This window comes from Mesorhizobium sp. LNHC232B00 (genome assembly GCF_000502435.1).
In the GTDB taxonomy this organism is placed as follows: Bacteria; Pseudomonadota; Alphaproteobacteria; order Rhizobiales; family Rhizobiaceae; genus Mesorhizobium; species Mesorhizobium opportunistum.
The window spans coordinates 115,835-137,413 of sequence record NZ_AYWP01000009.1 but is presented as its reverse complement, the minus strand read 5'-3'; the positions used below and the strand labels follow the sequence as shown (position 1 = coordinate 137,413).

24 protein-coding genes are annotated in these 21,579 nt (G+C 63.4%); 12 read left to right on the top strand and 12 right to left on the bottom strand.

All coding sequences use genetic code 11. The annotated features are described in order from the left end of the window. Positions 1 to 66 precede the first annotated feature (66 nt). Positions 67 to 819 carry an SDR family oxidoreductase gene (locus tag X743_RS155285; RefSeq protein ID WP_023765791.1) on the top strand — a complete coding sequence of 251 codons (753 nt, stop codon included), beginning with the start codon at positions 67 to 69 and terminating at the stop codon, positions 817 to 819. Between the two features lie 21 nt (positions 820 to 840). Here the strand turns inward: X743_RS155285 and X743_RS155290 are convergent, their stop codons facing one another. Further along, the gene (locus X743_RS155290; protein ID WP_023765790.1) at positions 841 to 1,215 is read right to left on the bottom strand and encodes a YciI family protein; all 375 of its coding nucleotides are present in this window, start codon (positions 1,213 to 1,215) and stop codon (positions 841 to 843) included. 131 nt (positions 1,216 to 1,346) lie between these two features. Next, positions 1,347 to 2,531, bottom strand: coding sequence for a pyridoxal phosphate-dependent aminotransferase (locus tag X743_RS155295; RefSeq protein ID WP_023765789.1), 1,185 nt, complete (start codon positions 2,529 to 2,531; stop codon positions 1,347 to 1,349). 83 nt (positions 2,532 to 2,614) lie between these two features. Here X743_RS155295 and X743_RS155300 point away from each other — a divergent pair, with 83 nt between their 5' ends. The 4 genes from X743_RS155300 to denD all read left to right on the top strand — a co-directional run bounded on the left by X743_RS155300 (position 2,615) and on the right by denD (position 5,572). Further along, entirely contained in the window at positions 2,615 to 3,301 is a 687-nt protein-coding gene (locus X743_RS155300; protein WP_023765788.1) for a GNAT family protein, read from the top strand. Positions 3,302 to 3,312: 11 nt separating this feature from the next. Continuing rightward, complete coding sequence (locus X743_RS155305; protein ID WP_023765787.1) at positions 3,313 to 4,284, top strand: cation diffusion facilitator family transporter; 972 nt, start codon at positions 3,313 to 3,315, stop codon at positions 4,282 to 4,284. Between the two features lie 86 nt (positions 4,285 to 4,370). After that, on the top strand, positions 4,371 to 4,583 hold the full coding sequence (locus X743_RS155310; RefSeq protein ID WP_023765786.1) for a hypothetical protein: 213 nt from the start codon (positions 4,371 to 4,373) through the stop codon (positions 4,581 to 4,583). Between the two features lie 11 nt (positions 4,584 to 4,594). Continuing rightward, positions 4,595 to 5,572 (top strand): D-erythronate dehydrogenase, encoded by a 978-nt coding sequence (denD, locus tag X743_RS155315; RefSeq protein WP_023765785.1) that lies wholly within the window; start codon positions 4,595 to 4,597, stop codon positions 5,570 to 5,572. A gap of 31 nt (positions 5,573 to 5,603) precedes the next feature. Here the strand turns inward: denD and X743_RS155320 are convergent, their stop codons facing one another. From X743_RS155320 to X743_RS155335, 4 genes are all read right to left on the bottom strand, one after another. After that, the gene (locus X743_RS155320; RefSeq protein ID WP_023765784.1) at positions 5,604 to 6,827 is read right to left on the bottom strand and encodes a nickel/cobalt transporter; all 1,224 of its coding nucleotides are present in this window, start codon (positions 6,825 to 6,827) and stop codon (positions 5,604 to 5,606) included. After that, positions 6,824 to 7,492 (bottom strand): DUF1007 family protein, encoded by a 669-nt coding sequence (locus tag X743_RS155325; protein ID WP_023765783.1) that lies wholly within the window; start codon positions 7,490 to 7,492, stop codon positions 6,824 to 6,826. The genes X743_RS155320 and X743_RS155325 overlap by 4 nt, the downstream gene beginning before the upstream one ends. A gap of 88 nt (positions 7,493 to 7,580) precedes the next feature. After that, a complete protein-coding gene (locus X743_RS155330; RefSeq protein ID WP_013893168.1) occupies positions 7,581 to 8,480 on the bottom strand; it encodes a LysR family transcriptional regulator in 900 nt (299 codons plus the stop codon). Between the two features lie 2 nt (positions 8,481 to 8,482). After that, complete coding sequence (locus X743_RS155335; protein WP_023765782.1) at positions 8,483 to 9,676, bottom strand: amidase; 1,194 nt, start codon at positions 9,674 to 9,676, stop codon at positions 8,483 to 8,485. Between the two features lie 540 nt (positions 9,677 to 10,216). On the opposite strand from X743_RS155335, the gene odc2 reads away from it, so the two are divergent. Then, complete coding sequence (odc2, locus tag X743_RS155340) at positions 10,217 to 11,350, top strand: ornithine/lysine decarboxylase (protein WP_023765781.1); 1,134 nt, start codon at positions 10,217 to 10,219, stop codon at positions 11,348 to 11,350. 153 nt (positions 11,351 to 11,503) lie between these two features. Further along, on the top strand, positions 11,504 to 12,073 hold the full coding sequence (locus X743_RS155345; protein WP_023765780.1) for an N-acetyltransferase: 570 nt from the start codon (positions 11,504 to 11,506) through the stop codon (positions 12,071 to 12,073). A gap of 87 nt (positions 12,074 to 12,160) precedes the next feature. Here X743_RS155345 and X743_RS155350 read toward each other — a convergent pair whose 3' ends face one another. The 4 genes from X743_RS155350 to X743_RS155365 form a co-directional block, all read right to left on the bottom strand. After that, complete coding sequence (locus tag X743_RS155350) at positions 12,161 to 12,445, bottom strand: SCP2 sterol-binding domain-containing protein (protein ID WP_023765779.1); 285 nt, start codon at positions 12,443 to 12,445, stop codon at positions 12,161 to 12,163. Positions 12,446 to 12,653: 208 nt separating this feature from the next. Continuing rightward, the gene (locus X743_RS155355) at positions 12,654 to 13,169 is read right to left on the bottom strand and encodes a hypothetical protein (RefSeq protein WP_013893172.1); all 516 of its coding nucleotides are present in this window, start codon (positions 13,167 to 13,169) and stop codon (positions 12,654 to 12,656) included. 29 nt (positions 13,170 to 13,198) lie between these two features. Beyond that, positions 13,199 to 13,621, bottom strand: a complete 423-nt coding sequence (locus tag X743_RS155360) for a hypothetical protein (protein ID WP_013893173.1) — start codon at positions 13,619 to 13,621, stop codon at positions 13,199 to 13,201. 13 nt (positions 13,622 to 13,634) lie between these two features. After that, on the bottom strand, positions 13,635 to 14,246 hold the full coding sequence (locus tag X743_RS155365; protein WP_031257726.1) for a rod-binding protein: 612 nt from the start codon (positions 14,244 to 14,246) through the stop codon (positions 13,635 to 13,637). 138 nt (positions 14,247 to 14,384) lie between these two features. Here X743_RS155365 and X743_RS155370 point away from each other — a divergent pair, with 138 nt between their 5' ends. The 4 genes from X743_RS155370 (at position 14,385) to X743_RS155385 (ending at position 18,354) form a co-directional block, all read left to right on the top strand. Continuing rightward, positions 14,385 to 15,962, top strand: a complete 1,578-nt coding sequence (locus X743_RS155370) for an HD domain-containing phosphohydrolase (RefSeq protein WP_023765777.1) — start codon at positions 14,385 to 14,387, stop codon at positions 15,960 to 15,962. A gap of 90 nt (positions 15,963 to 16,052) precedes the next feature. Beyond that, a complete protein-coding gene (locus X743_RS155375) occupies positions 16,053 to 16,325 on the top strand; it encodes a hypothetical protein (RefSeq protein WP_023765776.1) in 273 nt (90 codons plus the stop codon). Positions 16,326 to 16,401: 76 nt separating this feature from the next. Beyond that, positions 16,402 to 17,535 (top strand): substrate-binding protein, encoded by a 1,134-nt coding sequence (locus tag X743_RS155380; RefSeq protein WP_023765775.1) that lies wholly within the window; start codon positions 16,402 to 16,404, stop codon positions 17,533 to 17,535. A gap of 327 nt (positions 17,536 to 17,862) precedes the next feature. Further along, complete coding sequence (locus X743_RS155385) at positions 17,863 to 18,354, top strand: DUF1772 domain-containing protein (protein WP_023765773.1); 492 nt, start codon at positions 17,863 to 17,865, stop codon at positions 18,352 to 18,354. 141 nt (positions 18,355 to 18,495) lie between these two features. Here the strand turns inward: X743_RS155385 and X743_RS155390 are convergent, their stop codons facing one another. Together X743_RS155390 and X743_RS155395 are read right to left on the bottom strand one after the other, a co-directional pair. Next, entirely contained in the window at positions 18,496 to 18,783 is a 288-nt protein-coding gene (locus X743_RS155390; protein WP_023765772.1) for a hypothetical protein, read from the bottom strand. A gap of 215 nt (positions 18,784 to 18,998) precedes the next feature. Continuing rightward, entirely contained in the window at positions 18,999 to 20,984 is a 1,986-nt protein-coding gene (locus X743_RS155395; RefSeq protein WP_023765771.1) for a BTAD domain-containing putative transcriptional regulator, read from the bottom strand. A 172-nt stretch (positions 20,985 to 21,156) separates the two neighbouring features. Here X743_RS155395 and X743_RS155400 point away from each other — a divergent pair, with 172 nt between their 5' ends. After that, positions 21,157 to 21,564 carry a hypothetical protein gene (locus X743_RS155400; protein ID WP_023765770.1) on the top strand — a complete coding sequence of 136 codons (408 nt, stop codon included), beginning with the start codon at positions 21,157 to 21,159 and terminating at the stop codon, positions 21,562 to 21,564. The last annotated feature ends 15 nt before the right edge of the window (positions 21,565 to 21,579 follow it).

Genomic DNA, 21,579 nt, shown 5'->3' with positions numbered 1-21,579 from the left:
TTCTGTTCTGAAGCCAGATCCTGAAAATCAAGCGGGCACGCGCGGCGCTGCCGGAGGACAACTGCCATGACCGAGAAAACCGCCATCGTCACCGGCGCCGGCACGGGCATCGGCAAGAGCGTCGCCACGGCATTGCTCAAGGCCGGCTGGAACACGGTGTTCTGCGGCCGCCGCAAGGCGGTGCTGGACGCCGCGGTCGCCGAAGCTGGACCCTCCGACGCCAAGGCGCTGGCGGTTGCCTGCGACATCAGCAAGGCCGGCGAGGTCGATGATCTTTTCGAGACCGTGGCGGAGGCCTTTGGTCGCGTCGACCTGCTCTTCAACAATGCCGGCATGGGCTACAAGTCGACGCCGATCGATGAGATCCCGGTCGAGGTGTGGAACGATATCGTCGGCGTCAACCTCACCGGTTCGTTCCTATGCGCGCGTGCCGCCTTTGGCGCCATGCGCAAGCAGCGGCCGATGGGTGGCCGCATCATCAACAATGGTTCGGTGTCGGCCTATGCGCCGCGCCCGGGCTCGGTGCCCTATACGGCGACCAAGCACGCCATCACCGGGCTGACCAAGACGCTGGCGCTCGACGGCCGCCCCTATGATATCGCCTGCGGCCAGATCGACATCGGCAATGCACTGACGGACATGGCGCAGCCGATGACCGTCGGCGTGCCGCAGGCCAACGGCTCCATCGCCGCCGAGGCCGTGATGGATGTCCGGCATGTTGCCGACGCGGTCGTCCACATGGCCAGCCTGCCGCTCGAGGCCAATGTGCTGTTCATGACGGTGATGGCGACCAAGATGCCATTCGTGGGGCGTGGATGAGCACAGGCTATCGCCGCCGCCTCATTCGCCCGCCAGCGGCACGCCGGGCTTGAACAGCAGAATGGGCCTGATCTCGTAAACGGCGGTCGGATTGACGCGGCGAAGGTCGCGGGCGATCGCGATTGCCGCATCTCTGGTGGCGCAGTCGACGACATAGAGACCGAGCAGCTGTTCCTTGGTCTCGGCGAAAGGGCCGTCGATGATCACACCGTCGCCCGGGCCGCGCAAGGTGCAGGCATCCTGTGTCGACTCCAGACGCGCTGACGGTCCAAGCGTGCCTTCCTCATGAAGCCGGGTGTTGATCTTGAGCAAGTCAGCCATCAGCGCCGCATCTTCCTGCGGCGTCAGCGCCTTGATTGCGTCTTCCACATGATAGGCAAGGATTGCATAGAACATTCGGATGTCACCCCACTTCGATCCTGATCCGAGGACCGTAGCCGTTCCCGACATGCACGCCCAGTCTTGGCCGTGCGCCTCCGGACGGCTCATGACACCGTCCGGGAGAGGGCAGCAGGCCGCTTTGAAGCTCACTTCGCCAGGAAGGCTCCAATCCGCTCCAGCGCCCGCAAAATATTCTCCTCGGAGTTCGCGTAGGAAAGCCTGATGTAGCCTTCGCCGAGAATGCCGAAATCGGGGCCGCCGATCAGCGCCACGCCGGCATCGTCGAGCAGGGCGGAAGCCAGCTTCTTTGCCTTCCAGCCGGTCTTCGACACGTTGGGGAAGGCGTAGAAGGCGCCCTTGGGGGTGATGCAGGAAATGTTGGGCAAGGCGTTCAGGCCCTCGACCACGATCTTCCTGCGGCGGTCGAAGGCACGCATCATCCTGTCGACGTCGTCCTGCGGACCGTCGATGGCGGCGATGCCGGCGAACTGGCTCGGCGCGTTGACGCAGGACCAGCAATTGACCGCCAGCTTGCGCACCTTGTCGTAGAGATGAGCGCCCTTGTCGCCATTCGGCCAGATCGACCAGCCCATGCGCCAGCCAGTCATCGCCCAGGTCTTGGACCAGCCATTGAGCACGATCAGCCGGTCGCGGATCTCGGGGAAGCCGAGCAGCGAGCAATGCGTCTCGCCGTCATAGGTCATGACGTCGTAGATCTCGTCGGAAAGGATGGCGACGTCTGGGTGCTTCTCCAGGCCCCTGACCAGCTTCTCGATCTCGGCGCGCGGCGTGACGCCGCCGGTCGGGTTGGCCGGAGAGTTCAGAATCAAGAGCCTGGTCTTGGAGGTGATCAGCGCCAGGGTTTCCTCGGCGGAAAAGGCAAAGCCGTTCTCTTCGCGCATCGGCACGGGAATGGGTGCCGCGCCGGTGAACTCGATCATCGAGCGGTAGATGGGAAAGCCGGGATCGGGGTAGAGGATCTCGGCGCCGGGCTCGCCGAACATCAGGATCGCGGCGAACATGGTCGGCTTGCCGCCGGGCAGGACCATCACCGTCTCTGGCGACACTTCGACACCGGTGGTGGTCAGCGTGCGGCGCACCACAGCCTCGCGCGTCGCCAGAAGCCCGTTTGCCGGCGTGTAGCCATGGTGGCCGTCGCGCAGCGCCTTGATGGCGGCCTCGACGATGTGCTGCGGCGTCTTGAAGTCGGGCTGGCCGATGCCGAGATTGACGATGTCGCGGCCCTGTTGAGCCAGCGCCGTTGCCCGGGCCAGCACAGCGAACGCATTTTCCTCGCCGAGACGGTCGAAGGCCGAAATCGTGTGGAGCATTTTTCCCGTCCGTGTGGTTCTTACTGTTGGGTCGCGTTTTTGTGAGCCTTGGCCCGCAAAAGTCAAACGGATTGGAGTTTTTGGTGTCGGAAAATCTCAAAGACTGGCAACCGCGTCCGCGACCCGAGCGCAAGCCCATCGACGGTCGATACGTCCGGCTTGAACCGCTGAGCGCCGCAAAGCACGGTGATGGGCTCTACGAAGCGTCCTCGGTGTCCGATGTCGACGGCCGCTTTGCCTGGCTGCCCGATTATCCGCCGGAAACCCGTGCCGCCTTCCAGCCATGGCTGGACAAGGTCGAGGCCAGCGAAGATCCGCTGTTCTTCGCCATCATCGACAAGGCCAGCGGCAAGGTCGCCGGGCGCCAGACGCTGATGCGCATCGATCCGGCCTATGGCGTCATCGAGATCGGCAACATCTATTGGGGACCGCTCATTTCGCGCAAGCCGGCAGCCACGGAAGCGCAGTTCCTGTTCATGAAATACATCTTCGACGGGCTCGGCTATCGCCGTTACGAATGGAAGTGCAACAACCGCAACGAGCCGTCGAAGCGGGCGGCGGAACGGTTCGGCTTCAAATTCGAGGGCATTTTCCGCCAGCATCTCATCGTCAAGGGTGAAAACCGCGACACCGCATGGTATTCGGTCATCGACAAGGAATGGCCGGCGTTGCGCAAGGCTTACGAAGCGTGGCTCGACCCGGCCAATTTCGATGGCGACGGCCAGCAGAAGCGACGGCTCGAGGATTGTCGCGCTGAATTCGGCGCCTAGGAGTTCTTATTTTGGCCCATTCCCACGACCATAGCGGCCATGATCACGGCGGGGCCGGCCATGTGCATGGCTCGACCGACAAGAAGCGTGTGCTGATCGCGGCCGGCCTGACGGCGGGGTTCATGGTGGCGGAGGTACTCGGCGGCCTCTTCACCGGCTCGCTGGCGCTGCTGGCCGATGCTGGGCACATGCTCGCCGACGCGATCGCGCTGGGCCTTGCCTGGTATGCCTTCCACCTTGCGGGACGGCCCGCGACCGGCCAGCTCACCTACGGCTTCGGCCGGGTCAAGACGCTGGTGGCCTACACCAACGGCATCGCCATCTTCGTCATCGCGCTGTGGATCATCTACGAGGCGTGGGAGCGCCTGCAGACGCCGGCCCCGGTGCTGGGCGGACCGATGCTGGTGGTGGCGATCCTGGGCCTGCTGGTCAATCTCGGCTCCTTCTTCGTGCTGCATGGCGGCGACCGCGAAAGCCTGAACATGCGCGGCGCCATCCTGCATGTGCTTGGCGACCTGCTCGGCTCGGCCGCGGCGATCGTGGCCGCACTGGTGATCCTGGCGACAGGCTGGACGCCGATCGACCCGATCCTGTCGGTGCTGGTCTCGCTGCTCATCTTGTCGACGGCCTGGTCGCTGATGCGCGCCGCGGCCCATGTGCTGCTCGAAGGCGTGCCGCCCAGCCTCGACCGGGACCTGATCGCCCGGGACATCGAGGCAACGGTCAGGGGCGTGCGGGAGGTGCACCATATGCATATCTGGTCTCTCGATGGCGCCAGCAACATGGCGACGCTGCATGCCTGCCTCAATGACGGCGTCGATGCGTATCAGGCGGTCAGCGCCGTCAAGAAGCGGCTTGCCAGCGCGCACGGCATCAGCCATGCCACCGTGGAGCCGGAATTCGGAAAGTGCACCGACGAGGGCGACGACCACCATCACGAGCACGAGCACGATGCGGCTGCGCATCACGGCCACTATCACTAGGTCCTGTCGATGACCATCGATCGAACCTGCCTCAGGAGTTCTCCAGCTTTGAAAACCCAGCCCGACGACCGCCGCCCCGGTGCGGCATGATGGACCGCGACACGCGCAATGCGGCCATCGCAGCGGTCTGGATCATGCTTCTGTTCGGCATTGCCGTCTTCTACCTGCCGACCATGATGCTGGCACTCGGCAGTTTTTCGACCGTGCTGGCCGGTGTGTTCGGCACCGTGTTCGTGATGGCGTTCTTCCTAGTGTTCTGGCTGCGCGCGCGCAGCCAGCGCAAAAATCAGGGCAAGTAAGGGATTTTGACATGCGCATTCTGATCACGGGCGCCGCGGGCATGGTCGGCCGCAAGCTCATCGCCCGGCTGGCAAAGGACGGCGCGCTGCGGGCCGAGAAGATCACCGCGCTCGATTTGCACGACATTGTGCCGCCGCAGGCGCCGGCGATGGACGGTGTCAGCATCAATACCCATACGGGCGATCTGGCCGCGGCGGGCGCCGCCGAAGGCCTGGTGGCTTCGCGACCCGATGTCGTGTTCCATCTTGCCGGCATCGTGTCGGGCGAGGCGGAAGCGAATTTCGATCTCGGCTACCGCGTCAATCTCGACGGCACGCGCGCCCTGTTCGACGCTATCCGGCTGGCCGGCTTTGCGCCGCGCGTCGTCTTCACCTCGTCGATCGCGGTATTCGGCGCGCCATTCCCGGATGTCATTCCCGACGACTTCCATCCGACGCCGCTGACCTCCTACGGCACCCAGAAGCAGATGAGCGAAGCGCTGCTGGCCGACTATTCCCGGCGCGGCTTCTTCGATGGCATCGGCATCCGGCTGCCGACCATCTGCGTGCGGCCCGGCAAGCCGAACAAGGCGGCCTCCGGCTTCTTCTCCGGCATCATCCGCGAGCCGTTGAGCGGCCATGTAGCGATCCTGCCGGTGCCGCGCTCGGTCGTGCACACCCACGCCAGCCCGCGCTCGGCCGTCAATTTCCTGATCCATGCCGCCGGGATCGACGGCGCCGCCGTCGGGCCGCGCCGCAATCTGACGATGCCTGGCGTCGCCGTCACCGTCGGCGAGCAGATCGAGGCGCTGGAACGCATCGCCGGGGCCAAGGCGGTGAGCCTGATCCGCGAGGTTCCGGACGAGACGATCTGGGCGATCGTCAAGGGCTGGCCGACCCGGTTCGAGGCGAAGCGATCACGGGAGCTTGGCTTCAGCGCCGAAAAGAGTTTTGACGAGATCATCCGCGCTCATATCGAGGATGAACTAGGCGGCAAGCTCCCCGATTAGGAGTTCGTGCAGCCCATCCGTTCGAGCAGGCCTAGACGCTGCCTGTCAGGCTCGCCGACAGCAGCAAAAGTCCGAACAGGAACACGAAGGCGGCGCCGCCGATCTCGACGATCGAATGGATGCGGTTGCCCATGCGGCCGTCGCCGGCGAAATATACCGCCCAGTTCTTGGCGGTCACGGCAAGCGTCGCCAGTACCGAGACGGTGATGGCGGTGCCGATCGACATCGCCAGCACCGACAGCAGGCCGCCGAGCCACAGCCCGTTGAGCAGGGCGAAGCTGAGCACGATCAGCGCGCCGGAGCAGGGGCGGATGCCGACCGCGGCCACCGCCGACCACGCGGTGCGCCAATCGAAGCGATCGCCCGACAGAAGCGCCGGATCGGGTGCGTGCGAGTGGCCGCAGGTTTCGCAGACCTCGCCCGCAGCGTGATCGTGATGGGTATGCGCACCATGGTCATGATGGTGGTCATGCGCGCTATGGTCGTGATCATCGTGCGAATGGTCATGCTCATGGCCGTGATCGTCATGCACATGGACCGCGTGCGAATGGGCATGCGCCGAATGGCTGTGCGCGGCATGCGAATGGGCTGCGTGAGAGTGGCCCGCGTGAGAGTGACCCGCATGAGAATGGCCACCATGAGAATGCCCGGCATGAGCCGCCGACAGGCTGTAGGCGGGACCTTTGCCAAACAGGCGCAGGATAGACGGGCCGAGCTTGCGCCACAGCAGCCAGGCGCCGAACAGGGTGACCAGCGCAAAGCTCATGACCTCCATGAACCAGGCCGCGTCGGTCATCGAGATGGTGGTGCCGCGCAGGACGAAATAGGCGAGCAGCATGACCACAATCGCCGTCAGCCCCTGGAGCAGGGCCGAGACGAAGGACAACAGGATGCCGCGCCGTAGCGCCACTTCATTGGCCACCATGTAGGACGAGATGACGGCTTTGCCGTGGCCGGGGCCGGCGGCATGGAAGATGCCATAGGCGAAGGACAGGCCGATAAGGATCCAGATCTTGCTGTTGTCCTGGCGCATCGCCTTCATGGCTGTCGCCAGCGCGCGGTAGAATTCCTGCTGGCGCAGATTGATCCACATCAGGATGTGGGCGAACGGACCGGTGCTCGGCGCCATGCCGTCATTGACGCCGATACCGAGCGAGGACTGGGCATGCGCGGCGTTGGCGAAATGCATCGCGGCAAAGGTCAGGGCCAACAGGCCGAATGCCAAACGCAGGGACGGTTTCGTCACCGGCTTCATCCTTCTGGCTGACAGGTCAGTTCGAGCTTGGTGGCAAAGATCTTGCTCATGTCGGTGCCTGTCGGGTCGTTGAAGAAGGCATCCGTCAGGGTCTTCTGGTTTTCCTTGATCGCCTCATCCGGGTCCGGACGGATCACCTTGCTGGTGCAATTGGACGGCAGGCCTTCGACCGTAATGTTGGAATCCTCGGTGAAGTCGATCGCCGTGTAGAAGGTCGGGTCGTAGACGCCGATGTCGATCGTGCCGGTCAGCTTGATCGGGACCTTGGGCTCGGACTCGAACAGGATGATCAGCTGGTCGTTGTCGAAATTGGCCATCAGATGCGGCGGCGGCACCATCGTCACGTCCTTGCCGTTCTGGGTGACGAGCTGGAAATAGTTGAACTCGGCCAGCGAGGCGTGAACCGTGTCGGCGACCTCCTTCAGCTCCTTGTCGTCAAGTTTCAGATCGGAGTTCTTGTCGAACTCCATCATCACCGTACTCGAAAACAGGTCGTCGAAGCGCCACAGATGGCGCAGCGCCTTCACGGTTTGGTGATCCGGGCCGAGGATCACGTCGAGGCGCGCCTCGGCGAAGACGTGCGGGTGCACGTAAGCTGGACCAGTCGCGGCAAAGATCGTCGTCAAGGCCGAAGCCAGCATGATTGCGTGCCGTTTCAGGTGCATTACCGGTCGCGATTCCATTGGCCTCGGAGAGATGTCGAGAGTGACCAGAAAGGGGGCGAAATTGGGACCTTGAGACGGTTAAAACCGGCTAGGCGATCTCGCGCGTCCTGAACCATTGCACCAGGAAGTCGACGAAGACGCGGACCTTGGCCGGCAGATAGCGGCGGTGCGGGTAGACGGCGAAGATGCCGCCGCCGGACAGGATGCGGTCATCGAGCGCCGTCACCAGCAGGCCGCTCTTCAAATCGGGCGCGGCGATGAAATCCGGCAGGATGCAGAATCCGAGCCCCGATATGGCGGCGGCGCGCGCCGCCATCGGGCTGTTGACCTCGATCGGGCCCGACACCGCGACGCTCAGCTGGTCGTTATTGTCACCCTTGAACGGCCAGTTGTTCAGCCCGCGGCCATTGGTGTCGACGATGCAAGGCATGTGGCCGAGGTCCTGCGGCCGCGTCGGCATGCCATGCTTGGCGATCAACTCCGGCGAGGCGCAGAGTTTTACCGAAAACGGCGCCAGCCGCCTGGCGATCAGCGACGAATTCTCCAGGCGCGAGATGCGGACCGCGAGGTCGAAGCCTTCCTCGACCAGATCGACGAAGCGGTCGTCGAGCTGGATATCGAGCACGATGTCGGGGTGCTGCTTGGCGAAGTCGATCAGCGATTGACCGATCGGCGCGTCGGCGAAGGTGCGCGGCGCCGACACCTTGATGCGGCCACGCACGTCGCCGGATGATTCGCGCACGGCGTCGGCGAGGCTGTCGACCTCGCGCACGATCTCGGAGGCGCGCCGGTAATAGGTGTGGCCGGCCTCGGTCATCGAGAACTGGCGCGTGGTGCGGTTGAGGAGCAGCGCGCCGAGCTCGTCCTCCAGCTCGCGCACATATTTCGACAGCAGCGCCTTGGAGCGGCCGATCTTGCGCGCGGCCGCCGAAAAGCCTTCGGCCTCGACGACGTCGATGAAGGCGCGCATGCGGGTCAGTGTGTCCATTGTCAGGCCTTTGCTGCGTCGAGAAGTTTTCGGCCGAGCCGTATCAGGGCAATGTCGCTGCCGGAAGGGCCAAGCAGCGACAGGCCGAACGGAGCGCCGGCGACCGAGCCGATGGGCAAGGTGATCTGTGGAAAGCCGGAGAGCCCGGCGAGGCACAGAAGGTGCAGCGCCCGCTCGCGATAGGCCTGGAATTGCTCCGGCGTCGAGTCGACATAGGGCGCCGGGCCCGGCACCGTCGGCAGAACGAGGAAGCCGTCCTTGCCGAGCAGGGCGCCGAGTTCATCGCGAAAGACCAGCCTTCGCACCTCCTCAGCCTGCGCCGTCCGCTCGTCGACGGCGCGGCCGAAGCCGAAACGCTCCTCGACGCCGGGGCCGAGGTCACGCTCGCCGCTGGTGATCCATTCGCCATGCACGCCCCAGGCTTCCTTGGCCTGGAGGCGGCGAAAGCACCAGTAGAGTTCATCCGGAGACGAACTGAAGGGCGTCGTCGGCGTCGCCTGCGCGCCGAAAACCGCGCTCGCCAACCTCTTCATTTCGGCATATTCGGCAAGTGCCGGGCGGGCGACCAGCTCGTCCAGCCAGCCGAGCGCCAGCGGGCGGTCCAGATGGTGATGGTGCGGGTCGCGGCCGAGCAGAAGCTTGCCGACGGTCTCGTAAGTCTCGATGTCGTCGGCGAACCAGCCGAAAGTGTCGAAACTCGGCGCCAGCTTCATGGTGCCGTCGAGCGAAATGCGGCCATGCGTGGTGCGCAGCCCGATCAGCCCGCAAAAGCTCGCCGGCGCGCGGATCGAGCCGCCGGTGTCGGAGCCGGTGGCGATGTCGGCGAGCTTGCCCGCCACCGCCGCAGCCGATCCCGACGACGAGCCGCCGGTGACGCGGTCGGGCGCGGCCGGGTTCACCGGAAACGAAAAATGCGCGTTCTGGCCGAACAGCGCGAAGGCAAGCTCGTCGGTCTGTGTCTTGCCGACGAAGCGCGCGCCGGCATCGAGAATCATCTGCACCGCCGGCGCCGTGCGCGAGACGGCAGGGCTATCGGCGAATTTCCTGGGATTGCCACAGCCGCTGCGATAGCCGGCAACGTCGTAGATGTCCTTTACGGCCAGCCGCAGGCCGGCCAGCGGGCCAAGCGCGGCATGCGCCACCGGCATCTGGCGAAGATCGAGAAAGGCATTGAGAGGGCCACGCGTGCCTGTCATCGTTCGCTATCCGGATACGGTTGAGCCAACATTGTTCGACGCCAGAAATTTTACAACCTTGGATACGATTTTTATTGATTGTGAAACTCTTCGCTCTTATATCGCGCTTGCCCAAAGTCGCACGTGCCTGTGGGTGTCCGCCGATCCTCGAATGGCGAGGGAAATCGGTAAGGTAACTGGAGCTAACCCCTCCAGTCGGTTTAGCGGCCAACCGCCAGACCGAGGACACCTTGAAGCAACGACGGTGCGGGCCTTTCTGGTTCTCTGCCGGTTGTCCAAAGACCGGGGTTACTGAAGAGGCACACCATCATTGCCGGCAGTGCGGAACGGGGTTCTCCCAATCCAAGCCAAGGCAGACAAAGCGAACCGAAGCCGGGCAAGGCTGAGGTTCATCGCCGCGAGACGGCGTTTCATGGTTCCGGGGTCTCCACCGGCTGGTTCCATGATTTTCCGTCCCGCCTTTGTCCACCGCGTGTTCGCGAGGCCGAAAGCCCGCGTCCGCACCCTTGTGCGCGCCGAAAGGCGTGATGGAGAATCCCGATGGCCACTCAGCGCATCCTCGACTTCCTCGCCACCCGACGTCCGACCGGCCCTTGCCTCGTCGTCGACCTCGATGTCGTTCGCGACAATTTCCGCGCCTTCGAGAAGGCGCTGCCCGATTCCAGGATCTACTATGCGGTGAAAGCAAACCCGGCGCCGGAAATCCTGCGTCTCCTTGCTGCGATGGGCTCGTCCTTCGACACCGCTTCCGTTGCCGAAGTCGAGATGGCGATGGACGCCGGTGCGCCGGCGGACCGCATCTCCTTCGGCAACACCATCAAGAAGGAGCGTGACATCGCACGCGCCTACCAGCTCGGCATCCGCCTGTTCGCGGTCGATTGCGTCGAGGAGGTCGAGAAGATCGCCCGCGTCGCTCCAGGCGCGCGCGTGTTCTGCCGCGTGCTGACCGACGGCGAGGGCGCCGAATGGCCGCTGTCGCGCAAGTTCGGCTGCGTGCCAGCGATGGCCGTCGACGTGCTGCGCCATGCCAAGGGCCTCGGCCTCGACGCCTATGGCGTGTCGTTCCATGTCGGCTCGCAGCAGACCGACCTGACCGCCTGGGACCGTGCGCTGCGCGACGCCAAGACGGTTTTCGCGACGCTCGCCGAGGAAGGCATCGTCTTGAAGATGGTGAACATGGGCGGCGGTTTCCCGACGCGCTACCTGCGCGACGTGCCGGCGGCCCAGGCCTATGGCCAGGCGATCTTCTCGGCGCTGCGCAAGCATTTCGGCAACGCGATCCCGGAGACCATCATCGAGCCGGGCCGTGGCATGGTGGGCAATGCCGGCGTCATCAAGTCGGAAGTCGTGCTGATCTCGAAGAAGGCCGATAACGACAATGTGCGCTGGGTGTTCCTCGACATCGGCAAGTTCGGTGGCCTGGCCGAGACGATGGACGAGGCGATCCGCTACCCGATCGTCACCCGTCATGACGGCACGGAGACCGCGCCTTGCGTGCTCGCCGGCCCGACTTGCGATTCGGCCGACGTGATGTACGAAAAGACGCCCTATCCGCTGCCCTTGTCGCTGACCATCGGCGACGAGGTGCTGATCGAAGGCACCGGCGCCTACACGACAACCTACTCGGCGGTCGCGTTCAACGGCTTCGAGCCTCTCCGATCCTACGTGATCTGACGGCGCTTCCTTGGCGCATTTTCGAACGGCGAACCGGACACGATTTCGCCCGAAAATGCGCTGAGAGAGCCGATCAGATCATCCCAGGTGGGCGCATGTCGCCCACCCGGGCTCGCCTGTGGAACAGATCTCCGCTCGCCAGGGATTGCGGAAATGGAAATGTCAGTTGAACTCGTAGCTCATGCGCCGGCCTTCATGATGGTCGCGGAAACCGTTGCCGACGTCGCGGCGCGCGAAGCCTTGCTCGATCGTGCCATGGGGCCGAAGCGCAAGACCAAATCGTCGGAGAAGCTGCGGCGCGGCCGCCGGCCTTCGGAAGGCCTGGCCTTCGTCGCGCGCGATGCCTCGGGCGGCGTTGCCGGCACGGTGCGGCTGTGGGATGTCAGGCTGGGCGAGGGCGGTGCGGCGGCATTGCTGCTTGGCCCGCTCGCCGTCGACCCGTCGCTCAAGAACGCCGGCATCGGTTCGGCGCTGATGCGCCATGCCATCGCCGAGGCGGCGCGCCTCGGCCACGCGGCAATCCTTCTGGTGGGCGATGCGCCCTACTACGGACGCTTTGGGTTCTCGGCCGCCAGGACCGGTTCGCTCGCCATGCCCGGACCTTATGAGCGGCATCGGCTGCTGGCACTGGAACTGGTGGACGGGGCGCTTGACGGCGCTATGGGCACGCTGAAGGCTGCCGGCCGCAAGCTGAAGGCGCAGGCGCCGACGCTGGCGGCCTAAGACACTAACCCATCACTCCTCAGACAAACGCCGCCGAAAGGCGGCGTTTGTCTGATCTCAAAAAGCCGCGTTCAAGCGGCCGCGCACTCAGCCGATCAACTGGCTCAGCGCCATGGCGACCGTCATGTCGCCTTCGACTTTGATCTTGCCGGTCATGAACGCCATGGTCGGGTTCAGATCGCCCGCGATCAGCGAGTCCAGGTCGTCGAGCGAGAGCTTGATGGTGCAATCGGTCGGGGCATCGGTGTTCGAGACGGTGGCACCGTCGATGACGATGACGCCGTCGCTGCCGGTGTCGAACTTCACGGAACGATCGAACCCGCTGCTGGCCACGCGTGACTTGATCTTCTCCGCAATCTGCTGAACGCTCACGCTGTTCTCCTGTCTGGTTGCATCTGCTTGTCTGGTTGTATCTGTAGCGCAGGGCATTTCGGTCCGGCGGAAGCCCGTGCCGCATCTTTGGCGATCATGATCGCTGCCGCATATAGCTTCGGATTGACGTTTACGTCAACGCGGTTTGCAGGGGCTGGTTCCTATCGCCGCACATGCCGGCGTCGGCACGGGCAGCACCTTGCGGAGCTCAATGGTCCTTGAACGCCTTGGTCATCTCGCTTGCGGTCTCGCTTTTCTTGCGGCGCAGCCAGTTGTCGCGGATCTCGTCCTTCGACAGGAAGTTGACCTGATCGATCAGGACCTCATGCACCAGGTTCGCGCCGACACGGGTGTTGATGGTGTCGCGGATCGCGGCGCGAAAGGCATCGAGGTCGATCGTTTGCTTGTTGGTGAAGTCGATCTGGGGATTGGAATAGAGGTAGGTGTAGACCTGATCGGTGATCAGCGCGTCGGCCGGGATCGACAGCTTCTTTATCTGCTCCGGCTCGACAGTGTAGACGAGCTTGGTCAGGAAGTAGCCGTCGATCGAGGCGTTGTGGATCAGCGGCACCGAAATGATGTCGGTCTTGACGTAGTCCAACCCGCCCAGCATCGGCTTCGGGGTTTCGCCGACACCTTTTTCACCCGCTGCCTGGAACGAATAGAACACCGCGCCGAGCGTGGCGGCGCAGATCCAGACCGCGATGGCAATGACCTTGATCATCGAGAGCCCGAGCCCGAAATCATCGCGCCCTAACCTTTCCTGCCGAATTCAACGGCGGAGTAGGTGCCGTCGGTCTCGGCGCGCTGAATGGCGGTCCGCAACAGGCCGGCAACCTCGTTGACGGCGGAGAGATGCGCCAGGATCGCCGCCTCGTTCCTCGCCAGCTTCTGGCGCAGCCGGGTCAGGCCCTCGCGGTGCTGCTCGAGGAATTCGACCTCGCTGCCGCCCTTCATGGCGCGGGTCAGTTCATAGAGATAGCGGCTCTTGCGGGCGTTCGACGCCTTGAGGTCGTAGCTGGTGTCGCTACGGATGCCGGCGGTCTCTTCCTCGACCACTTCCTCGATGCGGCCGATGATGGCGGCCAGGTTTCCAGGCCGTGCGAACTGGATCGGTGTTTCCGATTCTGTCGTGCGCGCCGGCAGGTTTGGGGTGAATTCCGTAATGTCGGCCATGGCGTTTCCCAGTTTAGATCTTGATGTCTGTTTTTGTGGTTATCTCGTCGCCGGTCATCGACCTTGCGGCCTTGCGCTGCAATTCCTGGACGAGCGAAGTGGACAGACGGGTTTGCTGGTCGATCTCGGTCTTCTCCGGTCCATTTGAAACCGGGCCGATCGGCACCTTGCGCTTGCCGTCCATGTAGTGGTCGGCGAGCAGCGACTTGGCGATGCCGATGCCGCCGCGATCGGCCATGACGTCGGCGACACGCTCGGCAAGCTGCGATTTCCACATGTCGCCGGCGAGACCCGTGCCGTAGACGCCTTCGGTGTCCTTGGGCAGCATGTTCTGGATGAAGGTCTGCAAGACCATCGCTTCGAATTTCTTGAATTTCTTGGCCGGGTCGGCTGTCGCCGCGGCCTTGTCGGCCGTGGCGCGCGACAGGATCGAGCCGGCATCGACCGACGCGGCGGCGTCGACCGAGAACGTGCCGGCAGCACCGCCCGCGCGCTTCGTCAGCGCGGCGCGGGCAGCCTCGATGTCCGCCGGCTCCGCGGCTCGGGCGACATCCATAACGATGTCGCTGGGTGGAGAAATCGCCAAGAAAGTCCGCCTTTTGCCGGTTTTCCTTGGCCAGACCATGCCTCAACAAGCTTGTGGCAGGCTTGCGAGGGAGAGGGGAGGCGGAATGCAGGCGCGCGTCGATACGTCAAGCTTGGGATTTTCCCCTAGGTATTGACGGCCCACGGGGCTAGCATGGGACTCACTGGGGGGTGTGCGATGACAGACGTCTCGATGCGCCGCGCGGACTTCATGATGGTCCTGGCCTATGCTTCCGATCTCGCCACTGGCCATTCTCGCGACTTCGCGCTGAAATCTTGTGTGCTTGCAATGCGGATCGCCGCCCTGGGGGGTGTTCCCGATGAGGTTCGGCGCAATGCCTACCACCAGTCGATGCTGCGCTATGTCGGCTGCAATGCCGACACGGACCTTCTGTCGGCCACCTTCGGCGACGAAATCGCGCTCCGTCAGGATCTTGTCGGTCTTGACATGGGCAATCGGGCGGAACTGGGCAGAGTGTTCGTGCAGGCCTTCAAGCGGTTCTACTATGATCTCGAGCCTGACGCGCAGGCCAGGGCAATCGAGGCCGCGATGTCGCAGGCGCTCGCGGTCGCGCGCCCGGTGCTTACCGCGCATTGCGAGGTCGCGCAGCGGATCGGCCAACGGCTCGGCCTTTCCGAGGAGATTCGGCACAATCTCGGGCAGATCTACGAACGCTGGGACGGCAAGGGCCTGCCGCGTGGATTGAGCGGCGAGGATGTCCTGCCAGCCGTGCGCCTGATTACGCTGGCGCAGGATGCCATCGCGCTCAGCGAAGCCGTCGGCATCGAGGAAATGGCCGAAACCATCGCCAGTCGCGCGGATGGCCCATACGAAGCGGATCTGGCCCGGCTCGTCTCAGCCAACGCGCCGGCGCTGATGGAGGGGATCGGCGCAACGGTCGACCGCGAGACGATACTGGCGCTCGAGCCCGATCCGCCGGTGACGCTGGACGAGGCAGGCTGCGACGAGGCGTTCCTTGCCATCGCCGACATGATCGACATGCGCATGCCGCTTACCTACGGCCATTCACGGATGGTGGCGCAACTGGCCGAGGGAGCCGGGGGACAAATGAAGCTTCCCGCCAACGACCTGCGTGCGCTGCGCTGGTCGGGTTGTATCCACGATATTGGCGAACTCGTGGTGCCGGTGGCGACTTGGATGCGTAACGGCCCGCTGTCTGTCCGTGAGCGCGACGCGGCGCAGCTGCATGCCTACTACGGCGAGCGGGCGCTGGCCTCGTTCGGTCGCGAGGGCGAAGCGATGGCTGCTCTCGTGCTTCGCCATCACGAACGCCTGGACGGCTCGGGCTATCACCGCAAGGTCCACGCCTCCGACCTGTCCCCGGCGGCGAGGATCCTGGCCGCTGCCGAAGCATTCCAGACGTCGCGAGAGGAACGCCCTCACCGCCGGGCACTGTCCAGTGATGCGGCGGCAAGCCAGTTACGTGCCGCCGTTCGCGAGGGCTGCATCTGCCCTGACGCTGCCGAGGCCGTGCTGTCCTTCGCCGGGCAACCGTCGCGCCGGACGCCGCCCCGGCCGCTGGCTGGAATAACGCCGCGCGAAATCGAGGTGCTGCGCCTGATTGCCGCCGGCCTTACGGCGAAGGAAGCGGCGCGCAAGCTGGATATCTCGCCCAAGACCGCCGACCACCATATCCAGAGCGTCTATGCCAAGATCGGCGTGACCACCCGCGCGGCAGCAGCGCTCTATGCGGTCGAGCACGGCCTTGTCCGGCCAGGCGAGACGCAGACATAGGGAATCCACCCCATGTGCGCCCGCTCCGGGGCGCGCATCGTGATCCTGTCGACGGACCAATGGTGGCCGCGACCGACAGGAGGAAATCAAATGCTTCTCGCAACGACCAAAGTGGCTGATATCGACCACTTCATCCGTATCTTTTCGACCAAGGGCGCCGACAAGCGCCGGCTGCACGGCTCGAATGGTGCGACCGTCTTCCGCGACCCAAGCGAGCCAGACCGCGTCTGGGCGATCTTCGACTGGGACGCCGAGGGCTGGAAGAATTTCGTGTCGGATCCGGAGGTGCCCGCGATCCTGCAGGAAGCCGGCCATGTCGGCAAGCCGCAGGCAGCATTCCTGCTCGGCCACTACGAGGCCTGAGGTCCCCTCGCTGAGCGCCGCCTGCCACCCGGCGGCGGCGCGCGCCCGACGAACCCCCAAGATTTGGAGAGATCAAATGAATCCGAAACCCATCAAGATCGGCCTTATCGCCGAACTCACCGGCCCGTTGTCTTTCATGGGCATCGCCAATGCGAACCTCACCACCATGCTCGTCGACGATATCAACGCAAGGGGCGGCTTGCTCGGCCGGCCGCTGGAGCTTGTCATCGAGGATGGCGAAACCATCGACGGCGCCGCCAAGGCAAGGACCGCGAAGCTGATCGACGTCGACAAGGTCGACCTGGTCGTAGGCGGCATCTACAGCTCAACCCGACAGGCCATCAAGAGCGAGGCGGTTACGCGGGGCAGGACGCTCTACATCTATACCGAGCAATATGAGGGACAGGAAAACCATCCCCTGATCTTCTGCACGGGACCCGTCCCCGCGCAGCAGGTTGAGCCATTGATACCGTGGCTCATGAACAGCACCGGCGCGAAGCGGTTTTATTTGCCGTCGGCTGATTACATCTGGCCCCATCTGCTGAACAAGGCGGCGAGCCGGGTGGTGCGTGCCAATGGCGGCGAGATCGTCGGCGAGGAGTATTTTCCGCTGGACACCATCGATTTCAGGCGGACTGTGCATCAGATCATGGCGAGCGGCACCGACGTGATTTTCAATACCATCGTTCCGCCGGGCCTGACACCGTTCTTCGAAGAGCTGTACAAAGCCGGTTTCGGCAAATGCGGCGGCAAGATCGTCTGCACCTACTTCGACGAGAACTTCTTCAATCTCGTGCCGTCCGAACAGATCGAAGGCCTCTACAGCTGCCTCGACTACTATCAGGAGCTCGAGGATCCGTTTGGCCGAGCGCTCCTGCGTCGCTACCAGGACCGATTCTCCGGCAGCGCCATATTGACCGCAGGCAGCGGCTGCACTGGCCACTACCGGGCAATCAAGATGTGGGAAGCAGCAGTGAACGAAGCCGGCACGCTCGAGCAGGGCGCGGTCATCCGGGCACTCGATCACGCCCGCATCAGCGAGGGCCCAGGCGGCCCGGCCGAAATGGTCCCCGGCCAGCACCATGTTCGCATGAACATGTACATCGCGCAGGCGCAGGGCGGTCGCTTCCAGGTCGTCAAGAACCTGGGTCCGATCGATCCCAACGAACGTGTGCTTGCCGATGAACTCCACCTTAGCAAAGCTGGCTGAGCCACGGCGTCGATCAGTGTTCCCAGAGGGTGGCGGACGGGTAGATGGTTGCCTCGCCACCCAACGGCACAGAATTCCGCGGCTACTCCTGACTTCGCTTCTGCGCGATCAAATCCAGCCGTTCGCGGTCTGAGCGTTCGCATTCGTCTCGGTTGCGCACGTCCTTGTAGGCGCGCTCGACCATGTTTGTGCGCGCGTTTGCCTGGCAATCAGGCCGGCCTGTTGCCTGGCGCCAAAAGGCCTCAAATCCAGATGCTACAATGGAACATCGCGCGCCCATCGGCGTTCGCCCCATAGTATTGTCGATGGCGAACCCGGAGGCGAGGAATGTACAGCCTGCTGCAAGTCGTGGCTGTCGTGATCGCCGCGCTGCCCATGGCGCTATCGGTCGCACACGCCCTGGAGCTTCCAGGCAAGATGCGCCTCGACGAGCGCACATATCGCGCCGTGCAGCACATTTATTATCCCGGCTTCACGATCGGAGGCGCGGCCGAACCGCTGAGTGTCGTCGTGACCGGTCTCCTGCTGTTCCTGGCCCCGGCTGGAACCACTGCCTTCTGGGCTGTTCTGCTCGCTTTCTTTGCCTTGCTGGCAACGGTCGCGATCTATTGGCTCGCGATCCACCCGGTAAACAAATACTGGATGGAAGGCGCGCCGGTGGGCGCGCCTGGCGCAGCCTTCTTCGGGGCTGGCGGGAAGCGCGACGGTTCGCAGCCGGATTGGACCGAACTTCGTGATCGTTGGGAATATGCCCATGTAGCGCGGGCCGTGCTCACCAGCATCGGCTTGCTGGCTTTGGTGATCTCACTTGTCGTTTAGTCGCAGTCTGAGCGAGATGACACATCGGCAGAAGGCAATCTCGGCTGTTCCTTCCCGACGCAACTGATGACACCACGACGGCGAGTCCGACACCAGGCCGCGGGCGATCGGCGCAACGAGCGCCAACGGTCGCGCCTGATGCTATGTACCCTTCACGATTCTCGGTTTAGCCGGTCGACGGGATTGAGCCGCGCTCTCGAGGGCCAAAACCAACCGCTTCTCGTCTTCGATGGCGCGATCGACTGCCTCGATTTCCTCTTGGAGCGCCTTCAGCTCGGCTCCGTAGCTGGAGCCATCGCTGTCTCCGATCTGAAAGCCGCTTGCCCGCATCGCGTCGCGAGTATGGTGCACATTGCGGACTCCTTCGCGTCGAGTCGCGATCAGGATTTCCCTAAACTCTTCAAGACGTTCAACGTGATTGCGAGACATTGCGTTCTCCTATTTCATCGTCATCGTCGCCGCCGGCGATTCAGAACGGCTAAAACTTTCGGCGCAGGAGGTTCAAGTGATTACAGGAGATACTCTCGACAAAGCGTGAGTACGGAAGCTCAAATTTGAACGTCTTGGAAAAAACTGGAGAGCGGCAGACGGAAATTGGCTTGAGACCAACCGATCACCGACCGGCCGCGATTTCTCACCTTGCTCTAGCAATTGGGAAGGCCGGCTCTCGACAACATTTCAAGGAATCTCGAGTGCTGATGATCCTTGACATAGCGTGGCACAAAGCCGGGGCAGACATTGCCCAGGTTGAGATGTGGAAGTTGTGAGAGGCAATGGTGGATGGCCCGGGACGCCTCTTCGTTGTTTCCGGTTGCCGACGCGGCCGCAGCCCAATATAGGGCGCCTCGAACGAAACCCGGCTTTGTCCTGACCACCCTGCGGGCGACTTCGAGCGCCCGCTGATCGTCTCCGCCGGCAAACAGCGCCACAACCAAGCCGTGGTGACGCCAGAAGTCGATGACGTCATACGCCCCGAGCCGAATTGCCTCGTTGGACTCGCGGACTGCTTCGCTGACCTGTCCGCGGAGGGCAAACAGCATCGCAATATCGCCGTGACCACTTGGATAGTTCGGGTTGAGGCTGATTGCATGGCGGCACTCGACGACTGCCTCATCGATACGCCCAGAACTTTCGAGTGCGAATGACAGGATACACCGGGCAATTTCATCGTCCGGCACCGCCCTCACCGCGGCTTCCGCAAGCTGAAGCGCACGCTCGATCAACCCTTCCTTCCGAGGCAGTGCGCCAAACGCCACGCCCATGGAGATCACGATCGAGAGCGTCCGCTTCGCACGGGCATTGTCGGGACCTATCAAGAGAGCCTTCTCGGCGAGCTCAATCCCGACCAACAGCGAGTCCTGCGTCATCTCAAAATACTTCATGAGAGCCTCGTTCACCAACCTGCGCACTTCAGGGGGACCAGGCGGGCTTTTGTCACGGACTTTCCAATTGGTCAGTTGAAGTTCGAGGATCACGGCCAGAACAACGGACTGCGCGATCCTGTCCTGGAATTCGAGCGCGTTCTCTGAGTTGCCGTCAAATTTCTGGGCCCAGACATGCTGGCCGCCAGCGGTATCGACAAGCTGGATGTTCACCCTCAGCCCATTGCCGGATCTCTGGACACTGCCGCTGAGCAAATATTGCGCCCGGAGCATTCCCGGCGTTTTGTCTTCTTCGCCTGGGCCTTTCTTCTCCATGGGCGAAGGCGCGGACAGCACGACATAGTCGGCTACCTCGGAGAGCGCCGTGGTGATGTCCTGGACGAGCCCCCTGGCGAAAAAATCATCGCCTTGCTTTCCGGTCAGATTGGTGAAGTCGGCAACGCTGATAGTCGGGCGCCCGGAGCGCTGGCCGGTCGGATTACCACTTGCCGACGGAACATTTGACGCCGTGTCGGCAGCAAGGAGCAGCGATTGCCAAAGCGCCCGCGTCTCAGAGCCAGGTTCGACACCGAACTCCTTCTTCAGCATGCTTCTGCAAGTCTCGTATGTCTTGATCGCCCTGTCGCGTTGGCCACGTGCGAGGAATAATTCCATCTTGAGCCGATAAGATTCTTCCCGCGTCGGTTCCATGGCCAGAAGGCGATCGGCAAGGACCAGCCCGGTTTCAGAGTCGACAAGGCGAGCCAGTTTCTCGAAAGACACAAGAGCGCGGCCGAGCAGCCTGTCGCGTTCCGATGCGACCCAGTCATCGAACCCACTGCTTCCCAAATAAAGTCCGTCGAGAAATGGGCCGGTGTAGCTCGCCAAAGCCGTCTCGAGTTCGTGCGCGGACCGGGCCCCGAGACCCGCTTCGAACTCCTGCACGTCGACCCGAACCATCTCAGGCCTGAGATTGATGGACTCCCCGCTCGAGTGGATAAGATCCACTCGAGCGGGCGATAGATCCCGGCGCAAGACGCTGAGGGTTTGCCGAAGACTATTGCGCGAATGTTCGCTATCGCTGTCGCCCCATAACAGGTCCGCCAGCCTCTCCCGCGTCGCCGCCATGCCCGGGCTCTGGGCCAGATAAGCAATGATTGCTGGCCCCCGTTTCCCGGTCAGCCGAAGCGGGCCGGCCGTTTCATTATCAATCCGGAACCCGCCGAAGAGTGAGATTCTATTTGCAGCGCCGCTGTCCTCACTTCGCATTCGCTATCCCAGCCTGACGAAATCCTAACTCGAAACTAACGTTTCGCCGCCATTGGCCCCCGCGCTCAAACGCTGCCGTAACGGCAAGTAACTTAGGCTTTCCTAAATTAGGGGGGCAAGTCAACGGAAGACTTGGTTTGAGGGGTGGCGAGTGTCCAGGACAAAAGCCAATTTGCTGCTGCTATTCCTCAACCGTCTCGGCGACTTCCTGTCAGGCTTGGGCGCGATCGGGCTCGGCATCGCCCTGTTGCTGCTCGGCGATCCTCTGCTTGCGGCGACGTCCGGCCTGCTGCACGCCCTGGGCAAATTCGGCAGCACCTACCACACACCGGGCACTCAGGTTCCGGTGTGGCCGGCCGCCTGGCCCGATCCATTCCGCAGCGCGGTGCTTGCCAGCCGGTTGCCCGGGATTTTGGCGGCCGCCGTCGCCCTGGGCTTGGCTTTGCCGGAAGTCTGGTCGGGCGGATCCTTCGCGCTACTCGCCATGCCACTGACCTTGCTTGGTTGTTACGTTTTGTGGACCAGGGCCGACCTGCTGCTGTTCGGCGTGGGCACCCCTCGCCAAATTTCCACCTGCTGAAAATGGCCGCTTTGA